The 9,884-nt window shown below is 61.2% G+C and carries 12 protein-coding genes and 1 other RNA gene; 8 read left to right on the plus strand and 5 right to left on the minus strand.

Translation table 11 applies throughout. The features are described 5' to 3' along the window. Nucleotides 1–63: 63 nt before the first annotated feature. From petA to HU748_RS00240, 5 genes are all read left to right on the plus strand, one after another. Nucleotides 64–657, plus strand: a complete 594-nt coding sequence (petA, locus tag HU748_RS00220) for a ubiquinol-cytochrome c reductase iron-sulfur subunit (RefSeq protein ID WP_054893990.1) — start codon at nt 64–66, stop codon at nt 655–657. Continuing rightward, nucleotides 657–1,868 carry a cytochrome bc complex cytochrome b subunit gene (locus tag HU748_RS00225; RefSeq protein ID WP_054893991.1) on the plus strand — a complete coding sequence of 404 codons (1,212 nt, stop codon included), beginning with the start codon at nt 657–659 and terminating at the stop codon, nt 1,866–1,868. The genes petA and HU748_RS00225 overlap by 1 nt, the downstream gene beginning before the upstream one ends. Continuing rightward, on the plus strand, nt 1,868–2,647 hold the full coding sequence (locus HU748_RS00230) for a cytochrome c1 (protein ID WP_054893992.1): 780 nt from the start codon (nt 1,868–1,870) through the stop codon (nt 2,645–2,647). The genes HU748_RS00225 and HU748_RS00230 overlap by 1 nt, the downstream gene beginning before the upstream one ends. Before the next feature lie 121 nt (nt 2,648–2,768). Next, nucleotides 2,769–3,392 (plus strand): glutathione S-transferase N-terminal domain-containing protein, encoded by a 624-nt coding sequence (locus tag HU748_RS00235; RefSeq protein ID WP_063546019.1) that lies wholly within the window; start codon nt 2,769–2,771, stop codon nt 3,390–3,392. A gap of 10 nt (nt 3,393–3,402) precedes the next feature. After that, entirely contained in the window at nt 3,403–3,837 is a 435-nt protein-coding gene (locus tag HU748_RS00240; RefSeq protein WP_186668066.1) for a ClpXP protease specificity-enhancing factor, read from the plus strand. Between the two features lie 45 nt (nt 3,838–3,882). On the opposite strand, the gene HU748_RS00245 is transcribed toward HU748_RS00240, so the two are convergent. The 5 genes from HU748_RS00245 to HU748_RS00265 all read right to left on the minus strand — a co-directional run bounded on the left by HU748_RS00245 (nt 3,883) and on the right by HU748_RS00265 (nt 7,629). Continuing rightward, nucleotides 3,883–4,101 (minus strand): YgdI/YgdR family lipoprotein, encoded by a 219-nt coding sequence (locus HU748_RS00245; RefSeq protein ID WP_186668064.1) that lies wholly within the window; start codon nt 4,099–4,101, stop codon nt 3,883–3,885. Nucleotides 4,102–4,183: 82 nt separating this feature from the next. After that, on the minus strand, nt 4,184–4,762 hold the full coding sequence (locus HU748_RS00250; protein WP_063546017.1) for a BON domain-containing protein: 579 nt from the start codon (nt 4,760–4,762) through the stop codon (nt 4,184–4,186). After that, nucleotides 4,759–5,352 (minus strand): phosphoheptose isomerase, encoded by a 594-nt coding sequence (locus HU748_RS00255; protein WP_054893997.1) that lies wholly within the window; start codon nt 5,350–5,352, stop codon nt 4,759–4,761. The genes HU748_RS00250 and HU748_RS00255 overlap by 4 nt, the downstream gene beginning before the upstream one ends. Nucleotides 5,353–5,440: 88 nt before the next feature. Continuing rightward, the gene (locus HU748_RS00260) at nt 5,441–5,812 is read right to left on the minus strand and encodes a YraN family protein (RefSeq protein ID WP_186668062.1); all 372 of its coding nucleotides are present in this window, start codon (nt 5,810–5,812) and stop codon (nt 5,441–5,443) included. Further along, the gene (locus HU748_RS00265) at nt 5,812–7,629 is read right to left on the minus strand and encodes a penicillin-binding protein activator (protein ID WP_186718766.1); all 1,818 of its coding nucleotides are present in this window, start codon (nt 7,627–7,629) and stop codon (nt 5,812–5,814) included. Before HU748_RS00265 ends, HU748_RS00260 begins: the two co-directional genes overlap by 1 nt. A 187-nt stretch (nt 7,630–7,816) precedes the next feature. Between HU748_RS00265 and rsmI the strand changes: the two genes are divergently transcribed. The 3 genes from rsmI to mraZ all read left to right on the plus strand — a co-directional run bounded on the left by rsmI (nt 7,817) and on the right by mraZ (nt 9,884). Then, complete coding sequence (gene rsmI / locus HU748_RS00270; protein WP_186718767.1) at nt 7,817–8,692, plus strand: 16S rRNA (cytidine(1402)-2'-O)-methyltransferase; 876 nt, start codon at nt 7,817–7,819, stop codon at nt 8,690–8,692. 67 nt (nt 8,693–8,759) lie between these two features. Continuing rightward, nucleotides 8,760–9,119, plus strand: an RNA gene (gene rnpB, locus HU748_RS00275) — RNase P RNA component class A. 309 nt (nt 9,120–9,428) lie between these two features. After that, complete coding sequence (mraZ, locus tag HU748_RS00280; RefSeq protein WP_004575120.1) at nt 9,429–9,884, plus strand: division/cell wall cluster transcriptional repressor MraZ; 456 nt, start codon at nt 9,429–9,431, stop codon at nt 9,882–9,884.

The following is a 9,884-nucleotide window of genomic DNA, read 5'->3' on the forward strand; positions in this document are numbered from 1 at the left end:
ACAGACATTACTAATAGACGCCTGATCCAGCGGGCGAGAAGAAAGCTGATGGGAGAGGACTGAATGAGCAATGACGGCGTCAACGCAGGCCGGCGCCGCTTCCTCGTAGCTGCCACATCCGTGGTGGGGGCTGCGGGGGCAGTGGGGGCTGCGGTACCGTTCGTGGGGTCATGGTTCCCCAGTGCCAAGGCGAAAGCCGCTGGGGCACCGGTGAAGGTCAACATCGCCAAGGTTGAGCCCGGGCAGCAGATGGTTGCCGAATGGCGCGGTCAGCCGGTGTTCATCGTGCGACGAACGCAAGAGATCCTCGGCAATCTGAAAAAGATCACTGCAGACCTGTCCGACCCCGAGTCCAAGGCTTCGGTGCAGCCGACCTACGTCGATCCCGAGGTCCGCTCGATCAAGCCGGAAATCCTCATTCTCGTTGGCTTGTGCACCCACCTGGGGTGCTCGCCGACTTTCCGTCCGGAAGTCGCCCCCGCCGATCTCGGTCCGAAGTGGGTCGGTGGCTATTTCTGCCCTTGCCATGGCTCGCACTATGATCTGGCGGGTCGCGTCTACAAGTCGCAGCCAGCCCCGCTCAATTTGCCAGTGCCGCCGCACTCGTACGAGTCGGACGACATCATCGTCATCGGCGTCGATCAGGAGAACGCATGATGAGCAAGTTCATGGACTGGATTGATGCTCGCTTCCCCGCCACGAAAATGTGGGAAGACCACCTGAGCAAGTATTACGCGCCCAAGAACTTCAACTTCCTGTACTTCTTTGGCTCCCTCGCGTTGCTGGTGCTGGTCAACCAGATCGTCACGGGGGTCTGGCTGACCATGAGCTTCACGCCCTCGGCAGAAGAGGCCTTCGCCTCGGTCGAGTACATCATGCGCGATGTCGAGTACGGCTGGATTCTGCGCTATCTGCACTCCACCGGCGCCTCGGCGTTCTTCATCGTGGTCTACCTGCACATGTTCCGCGGGTTGCTCTACGGTTCGTACCAGAAGCCGCGTGAGCTGGTGTGGCTGTTCGGCATGCTGATCTACCTGGCGCTGATGGCCGAGGCCTTCATGGGTTACCTGCTGCCTTGGGGGCAGATGTCCTACTGGGGCGCCCAGGTGATCATCTCGCTGTTCGGTGCCATCCCGGTGATCGGCGATGATCTCACTCAATGGATCCGTGGTGACTACCTGATCTCAGGCATCACCCTGAACCGCTTCTTTGCCCTGCATGTGGTGGCGCTGCCGATCGTCATTCTCGGGCTTGTGGTGCTGCACATCCTGGCACTGCACGAGGTGGGCTCGAACAACCCGGACGGTGTCGACATCAAGAAGCACAAGGACGAGAACGGCGTACCGCTGGATGGCATTCCCTTCCACCCGTACTACACCGTCAAGGATATCGTCGGGGTCGTGGTATTCCTCTTCGTGTTCTGCGCCGTGGTGTTCTTCTTCCCGGAAATGGGTGGCTACTTCCTGGAAAAACCTAACTTCGAGCAGGCCAACGCCTTCAAGACCCCCGAGCACATTGCGCCGGTGTGGTACTTCACGCCCTTCTACGCGATCCTGCGGGCGGTGCCTGACAAGCTGTTCGGCGTCATCGCCATGGGCGCGGCGATCGCGGTGCTGTTCGTGTTGCCCTGGCTCGATCGCAGCCCGGTGCGCTCCATGCGCTACAAGGGTTGGTTGAGCAAGATCTTCCTGCTGGTGTTCTGCGTGGCCTTCATCATTCTCGGCGTGCTCGGTGTGCTGGCGCCTACGCCCGGACGGACCCTGCTGTCCCAGGTCTGCACCGTGCTGTATTTCGCCTACTTCCTGTTGATGCCGTTCTACACAAGGCTCGAGAAGACAAAACCGGTTCCGGAAAGGGTGACTGGCTGATGAAAAAGTTTATTGCAGTAATGTTCCTGGCATTGATGCCTGCCTTATCCTTTGCTGCCGAGCAGGGTGTGGAGCTGCAGAAGGTCGATATCGACCTGACCGACAAGGCCGCGTTGCAGGATGGCGCGCGCACCTTCGCCAACTATTGCATGGGTTGCCACAGCGCCAAGTTCCAGCGGTACGAGCGGGTTGCCGATGACCTGGGCATCCCCCACGAGCTGATGCTCGAAAAGCTGGTGTTCACGGGGGCCAAGATCGGCGATCACATGAAGATCGGCATGCAGCCCAGCGATGCCAAGACCTGGTTCGGTGCGGCGCCGCCTGATCTCACGTTGGTCGCCCGAGTGCGTGGCAACGATTGGCTGTACAGCTACCTGCACAGCTTCTACGAAGACAAGTCGCGCCCTTATGGGGTGAACAACAAGGTCTTCCCGAACGTGGGCATGCCCAACGTGCTGGTCGGGCTGCAGGGCAACCAGGTGATTGGCTGCAAGCAGATCCAGACAGTGGTCGACGGCAAGAAGCAATTCGACCCGCTGACTGGCAGTCCGTTGACCCATGAAGCCTGTGACCAGCTGACCATCGAGCCGAAATCCGGTACCCTGACGCCCGAGCAGTTCGACGAGAAGGTCAAGAACCTGGTGACCTTCCTGGCCTATTCGGCCAACCCGGTCAAACTGGAAAGTCAGCGCATCGGCACCTATGTCCTGCTGTACCTGGCTTTCTTCTTCGTGTTCGCCTACTTGCTCAAGCGCGAATACTGGAAGGACGTGCACTGATCACGCAGTAGTTTCTGGTAGTTGAACGCGCCCTGGGGTGCTCCTGCGCAATCGCGAGGAGTCTCCCAGGGCGCGTTTGCATTTGCAGTTTCACAAGCATCCCCATGCGAGGAGGAGCTACATGGGCGCGACCAACAGGTTAGCCTGCTATTCCGACCCCGCTGACCATTATTCTCATCGGGTACGCCTCGTTCTCGCCGAGAAGGGCGTCAGTGTGCAGATCATCGACGTCATCGCCGATCGTCTGCCGCCCAAACTGATCGAAGTGAATCCCTATGGCAGCGTGCCAACCCTGGTCGATCGCGACCTGGCGTTGTACGAATCGACCGTGGTGATGGAATACCTCGAGGAGCGTTATCCTCATCCGCCGCTGATGCCGGTATACCCGGTGGCGCGCGGCAACAGCCGCCTGCTGATGCACCGTATCCAGCGTGACTGGTGTGCACTGGCCGATGTCATTCTCGATCCGCGTGCCGCCGAGGCAGCCCGCGGTGAGGCGCGCAAGTCGCTGCGCGAGAGTCTGACTGGGGTCTCGGCGCTGTTCGGCGAGTTTCCCTGCTTCATGAGCGAGGAGCAAAGCCTGGTCGATTGTTGTCTACTGCCCATACTCTGGCGATTGCCGGTACTGGGTATCGAGCTGCCGCGGCAAGCCAAGCCGCTGCTGGATTATATGGAGCGACAGTTCGCCCGCGAGCCTTTCCAGGCGAGCCTGTCTGCTGCTGAACGTGAAATGCGCAAGCTTTAAGGAGCCGTTGATGAACTCCAGTCGCCCCTATCTGGTTAGAGCACTGTACGAGTGGATCGTCGACAACGATTGCACCCCCCATATGCTGGTCAATGCCGAGTATCCGGCGGTCCAGGTGCCCCAGGGATTTGCCAGCGATGGCCAGATCGTCTTGAACATCTCGCCCAGTGCCGTGCGTAACCTGCACATGGACAACGAAGCGGTGAGCTTCGAGGGGCGGTTCAGTGGTGTAGCTCATTCGCTCTATGTGCCAGCTGGCGCAATTCTGGGTATCTATGCCCGTGAGAATGGCCAGGGCATGGTGTTCGAGCTGGAGCCGCCGTTGATGGGGGGCGAAGAGCTCGATGAGGAAGAAGGCGTCGAGCCTGATGATGATGGCCCGCCGGAAGGTGGTGGCCAGCCGCCGCGACCGACTGGACGACCGAGCTTGAAAGTGGTCAAGTAACAAAAAAGGCGATCCAGATGGATCGCCTTTTTTTTCAAGTTCGGATTACAGGTCCTTGATGGAGCGGACCTGATCCTTGTTGATACGGGTCGGCTTGCCATCGAGCTGCTTGAATTCATAGAAGCCGGAGTCACGGTCGAACTTCGGCGTGTCGGTGGTCTGCAGCTCGCGGCCATCGTTGAGGGTGATCACGCTCGGGGTAGAGCAGCCGGCCAGGGTGGCGAAGGCAGTAATGGCCAGGAGGGACAGCAGGGACTTCTTCATGGGTACTTCCTGAGAGTGTGAGGGTAATGCATGCCGTTGTCTGCGGTGCCCCAGCGCCGGGGCTGGGGGGCCGCTGGCAGTGTTAGTCGATGTACTCGAACAGCTTGACGATTTTCTGTACGCCAGACACACCCTGAACCACGTTGGTGGCAGCGTTGGCTTCCTGCTGGGTGACCAGGCCGAGCAGGTAGACGATTCCGTTCTCGGTGATCACCTTGATGCGTGAGCTGGGAACGTTGGCATCACCGATCATCTGGGTCTTGATCTTGGTGGTCAGCCAGGTGTCGTTGTTGCGTGCCAGGATCGACGAGGGCTGCATCACCTGCAGCTCGTTATGCACCTTCTTGACCCGTTGTACCTGGCCGGCGGTCTGCTCGGCGAGGCTCTTGAGGTCGGCGCGCGGCGTTTGACCGGCGAGCAGCACGATGCCGTTGTAGCTGCTGACGACGATGTGCGAGCCCTTGTCCAGGTCGGGGCTTGCCTTGGCGACGTTGACCGAAACCTTGGTTTCGATCAGCGAATCGTCGATCTTGCTACCGATGGTGCGGGTGCCGCGATCATCTTCGATCGGCGAGTTGCGGGTCGAGGTCAATACCGAGCTGCAACCGGAAATACCGAGGCACAGGGTCAGGGCCATGAGGCCGAGGCGCTTGGGGATCATTCTTCACTCCCGAACAGTTGGCTGTCGATCAGATCGCACAGGCAATGGATCGCCAGCAGGTGGACTTCCTGGATACGCGCAGTGACCGTGGAGGGGACGCGGATCTCCACATCCTCGGGCAGCAGCAGCGAAGCCATACCGCCGCCGTCACGTCCGGTCAATGCTACGACAATCATTTCACGATCATGTGCGGCCTGGATCGCCTGGATCACGTTGGCCGAGTTGCCGCTGGTGGAGATCGCCAGCAGTACGTCGCCGGGTTGGCCCAGGGCGCGGATCTGCTTGGAGAAGACTTCGTTGTAGCTGTAGTCGTTGGCGATCGAGGTGATGGTCGAGCTGTCGGTGGTCAGGGCGATGGCTGGCAGGCTCGGACGCTCGCGCTCGAAGCGGTTGAGCAGTTCCGAGGAGAAATGCTGGGCGTCGCCCGCCGAGCCACCGTTGCCGCAGGCGAGCATCTTGCCCTCGTTGAGCAGCGCGTTGACCATGACCAGGCTGGCCTGCTCGATGTGCGGTGCCAGGATGTCCATTGCCTGTTGCTTGGTATCGATGCTGGCCTGGAACAGCCGGCGAATTCGGGATTGCATGTCCATCTGGTGTGACCTTAAGTGCGGCGGAGGCCTGCGCGACGCGCGACAGGGGCCAGCCCGCGAAACATAGAGCAAAGAAATCGGAATGGGTTCAGCATTCGAAGGCGTTTTTCAGCCATTGAAGCGGCCGACCTGCATGGTGGCTGCCCTGCAGGGCGACTACGTCGAAGCGGCAGGGGTGATCGGCCCAGCGGGACTCCTTCAGCAGGAACAGGTTGGCGGCAAGCGCCAGGCGTTTCTGCTTGCGCGCGTCGATACTTTCGAGCGCTCCGCCGAAATCCGCGTGCAAGCGGTAGCGGACTTCGACGAATACTACTGTATCGGCGTCGAGCATGACCAGATCAAGCTCGCCTCCCTTGCATCGCCAGTTACGCGTCAGCAGTTGCAGGCCTTGCCCTCGAAGATACTCGAGGGCCTGGTTTTCTGCCGCGAGCCCGGCGCTGGTGGGGGAGGCGTCGGGCATCAGCGTGCAGTATCCGGCAGGCGCTTGACCTGACCGCCGTAGAATTCGGCCCATGGCAGTTGGCGTTCGATACGCTGGTTGACGTTGATGCTCAGGCTGCCGGACAGGCCCTCGACGCGGTTGTCAGGCAGCGCCTTGAGCTGGTCCAGGCGTGGCGCCAGGCTGTAGGCATCGACACCCATGGCGTACAGGCGACCCAGGCTGCCGGCAGCTTGAGGCCACTGCTGCACGACTTGCTGACGCAGGCTGTTGGTGTTGTCCAGCAACCAGGGGGTTTCGCAGAAGCGGATGCCGTTCATGTCGTTGTACTGGTTCACGTCACCACTGGCGCTGTAGAGGTTGGAGGTGGCGTAGACCGGTACGTCACCCGCGTACTGGAAGTTGAGGGTCGGCTTGATCTGCTGGGCCTGCTGCGGGGTGGCGGCTAGGAAGATGAAATCGATGTCCTGGCGACGCGATGGTTGTGCGGCGACATTACCACCCACGGCGCTCTGCAGGCTCTTGGCACGACCTTCGCTCTGGCGCAGCTGGAACAGGTCGGCGATCTGTTGGGCCAGGGCGACTGGCTGGGCGATGCGCTCGGCAGCGAGCAGGGTGCCGCCGTTGCCTTCCCAGTCCTGGCGGAAAGCTGCGAGCACGCGGTCACCCCATTCGCCGCTCGGCACCAGGGCCACGGCGCGGACCAGGCCGTCTGCGCGGGCACGGCGAGAGACTTCGCGAGCTTCGTCCTCGGCGGCGAGGCCGAACTGGAACAGTTGTGGTGGCGATTTCTGCCCGGCCTCGGCGTAGTTCAGTGCCAGGGTGGTGATGGGCAGTTGCGGGTAGTCGGCGAGTTTCTTCACCAGTGGCTTTTCGAGCGGACCGATCACCAGCTGTACGCCGGCCGCCTGGGCCTGGCGATAGAAGTCGTCCAGCGAGGTGAGGCGCGAGCTGTCGAAAACCTGAACCGCCGGCGCTGGCTGGCCGGATTGCTGGGCCTGGAAATGGGCCGCCATGAAGCCGTCGCGCAGCGCGCGGGCTACACCGGCGAGCGGGCCTTCCTGTGGCAGCAGCAGGGCGATCTTGGTCAGCGGCTGGCTGGCCAGTTGCTTGAGCTTGACCAGTGCGTCAGGCAACTGCTTGGCGGCCGGATGATCGGCATGTTGCTGGCGCCAGCTGTCGATGGCGGCCTGTTGCTGCTCCAGGGTGCCGGCGCTCTTGACCGCCAGGGCCAGGCTGGTCCAGCCGGCGAGGGTCGGGTTGCTGGTTGGTTGCTGCAGCTGGTCGGCGGGCAGCGAGGCTACCAGCGACCAGATGGCATCGTTGTTCTTGGTTGCGTCCGGGCCGCTGAGCAGCGGAGCCAGCAAGATGCGCTGCTGGGCCGCAGGAAGTGCCTGGCCGTCGGCTTCGAGGGCTGCAGCATGCACGCTGTAGGTGCGCACCTGCTGCTCTTCGGGGAGCTCGCCGACGCGTTGCAGGCTCGGGTGCGACAGGGCGCCGAGGGCGGCCTTGGGCTGGTTGCGGCTCATCGCCAGCTCGGCAGCCAGGGTGCTGGCGAACACCTGTTGGGCGGGTTTGAGCGTGTCCAGTGGAACCTGCTCGAGGATGCGTGCGGCGCGTGGGAAGTCCTTCTGCCGGTAGGCCATGTCGGCGGCGCTCAGGCGCAGCAGCGCGGCGTCTTCGGCGGACTTGCTGGAAGCCGCCTTCTCGAGCAGTTGCTCGATGCTGGCGTCCGGGGTGCGTGGCAGTTCGCCCAGGCTGGATGAGGGCGAGCTGGCGCAGGCTGCCAGCAGGGCAGCGAGACAGAGGGCTGTGAGCAGCCGCAGGCAAGCGATCATGTAAGGGTCCTGTTACTCGATCAAGTTGGCCGGCAATTGTACCCAAGCGCTGGCCGGGGCGCGATCTTGCTGACGCTGATCCTTCACTATAGGTCGCATGTCAGGGGGTGGCGGCCAAGTTCTTTGCGCCTTGTTGCGGGCGCTCGGGCTACAATAGCGCCTTTGATCGGCAAGGCAGGTGTGTGCAGTGACTGATGTTGCAGGGGTTCCAAAATCCATAGCGGGTACGCTTTACGTCGTTGCGACGCCCATCGGCAACCTCGACGACATGAGCGCCCGGGCACTCAAGGTGCTGGCCGGCGTGGCGCTGATCGCCGCCGAGGATACCCGCCACTCGGTGCGTCTGCTGCAGCATTTCGGCATCGAGACGCCGCTGGCGGCCTGCCATGAGCACAACGAGCGCGACGAAGGCAGTCGCTTCATTACGCGCTTGCTGGCGGGTGACGATGTGGCGCTGGTGTCCGATGCCGGCACGCCGCTGATTTCCGATCCGGGCTATCACCTGGTGCGCCAGGCGCGGGCTGCCGGGGTGAAGGTGGTGCCGGTGCCAGGGGCGTGCGCGCTGATCGCTGCGCTGTCGGCGGCGGGGCTGCCCTCTGATCGCTTCATTTTCGAAGGCTTCCTGCCAGCGAAGGCTGTCGGGCGCCGTGCGCGTCTGGAGCAGGTCAAGGAAGAACCTCGGACCTTGATCTTCTATGAAGCGCCGCATCGTATCCTTGAGTGCCTGGAAGACATGGAGGCGGTATTCGGCGGTGAGCGCCCGGCTGTACTGGCGCGAGAGCTGACCAAGACGTTCGAGACGCTCAAGGGCTTGCCGCTGGCCGAGTTGCGCGCCTTTGTCGCAGCTGACGCCAATCAGCAGCGTGGTGAGTGCGTGGTGCTGATGGCGGGCTGGAGTGCGCCGCAAGACGACCAGGCGATCAGTAGCGACGCCATGCGTGTATTGGATCTGTTGCTGGCAGAATTACCGCTCAAGCGGGCGGCAGCATTGGCGGCGGAAATTACCGGGGTGCGTAAGAATCTTCTTTATCAAGCAGCGCTGGATAAACAGAAAAGCCATTAATGGCGTAATGATATTATTTGCGGTATTGCTTGTTCTTGATCGCGCCTGCCGTTACCCTTGTCGGCGGAGAGTCGATCGGACAGTCGCTGCCTGTTTTTGTTCCGCAAAATCAGGGGGAGGAAAGTCCGGGCTCCGCAGGGCAGAGTGCCAGGTAACGCCTGGGAGGCGCGAGCCTACGGAAAGTGCCACAGAAAATAACCGCCTAAGCACTTCGGTGCCGGTAAGGGTGAAAAGGTGCGGTAAGAGCGCACCGCACGGCTGGCAACAGTTCGTGGCTAGGTAAACCCCACTCGGAGCAAGACCAAATAGGGTTCCATACGGCGTGGCCCGCGTCGGAACCGGGTAGGTTGCTAGAGGCGTCCAGTGATGGCCGTCGTAGAGGAATGACTGTCCTCGACAAAACCCGGCTTACAGATCGACTCTCCACCCCCTCTCTTCCTGCTTGAATCGATAGCAGATCCTTCCTGGTAATGCCGAAAAGTTCTTACTCTTGATAATTCACTTTAACTTCACACTCTATCCGTTTGAGTGCGCTTGATTTTTTCCGCCAATTTTTTCTTCCGGTAGTCCTTCCTCCTTCCTTTGTTGCGCTAAATCTCGGTCCTGTAAGGGTTTTCCCTATGAACGCGCCTTGACGGTGTGGCGGACGGATTCCTATAGTGTGCGCAAGTGGCAGAAAGTGGGATGAAGTGGGTTTTCTGGCACAAAAAAGTTACCATTGTGGGGAATCGCAGCCGTGTTCCGCGGAGCCAACGCCGTCAGCCTCGATGCAAAGGGCCGTCTCGCCATGCCGAGCCGGTACCGTGACGAGCTCGATTCGCGTTGCAATGGTCAACTTATCGTGACCATCGACGCTGTTGACCCCTGCTTGTGTGTTTATCCCCTCGATGAGTGGGAGCAGATAGAAGCCAAGTTGCGTGCCTTGCCGTCGCTGCGTGAGGAAAACCGCCGCCTGCAGCGTTTGCTGATCGGTAATGCGGTTGACCTGGAGCTCGATGGCAGTGGTCGTTTCCTGGTTCCGCCCCGTTTGCGTGAGTACGCCAAGCTCGACAAGAAGGCGATGCTGGTGGGGCAACTGAACAAATTCCAGCTGTGGGATGAGGATGCCTGGAACGCGGTTTCGGCAGCCGACCTCGCAGCTATTCAACAACCGGGCGCCATGCCCGATGAACTGCGTGACCTGATCCTGTGA

This window comes from Pseudomonas sp. RW3S2, from assembly GCF_014268955.1.
Classification (GTDB): Bacteria; Pseudomonadota; Gammaproteobacteria; order Pseudomonadales; family Pseudomonadaceae; genus Aquipseudomonas; species Aquipseudomonas wayambapalatensis.

Coding starts and splice junctions, on each gene's coding strand:
- HU748_RS00245 (WP_186668064.1), bottom strand. CDS start 4,101: ATGAAGAAGTCCCTGCTGTCCCTCCTGGCCATTACTGCCTTCGCCACC.
- HU748_RS00240 (WP_186668066.1), top strand. CDS start 3,403: ATGAACTCCAGTCGCCCCTATCTGGTTAGAGCACTGTACGAGTGGATC.
- HU748_RS00250 (WP_063546017.1), bottom strand. CDS start 4,762: ATGATCCCCAAGCGCCTCGGCCTCATGGCCCTGACCCTGTGCCTCGGT.
- HU748_RS00235 (WP_063546019.1), top strand. CDS start 2,769: ATGGGCGCGACCAACAGGTTAGCCTGCTATTCCGACCCCGCTGACCAT.
- HU748_RS00225 (WP_054893991.1), top strand. CDS start 657: ATGAGCAAGTTCATGGACTGGATTGATGCTCGCTTCCCCGCCACGAAA.
- HU748_RS00265 (WP_186718766.1), bottom strand. CDS start 7,629: ATGATCGCTTGCCTGCGGCTGCTCACAGCCCTCTGTCTCGCTGCCCTG.
- petA (WP_054893990.1), top strand. CDS start 64: ATGAGCAATGACGGCGTCAACGCAGGCCGGCGCCGCTTCCTCGTAGCT.
- HU748_RS00255 (WP_054893997.1), bottom strand. CDS start 5,352: ATGGACATGCAATCCCGAATTCGCCGGCTGTTCCAGGCCAGCATCGAT.
- HU748_RS00230 (WP_054893992.1), top strand. CDS start 1,868: ATGAAAAAGTTTATTGCAGTAATGTTCCTGGCATTGATGCCTGCCTTA.
- HU748_RS00260 (WP_186668062.1), bottom strand. CDS start 5,812: ATGCCCGACGCCTCCCCCACCAGCGCCGGGCTCGCGGCAGAAAACCAG.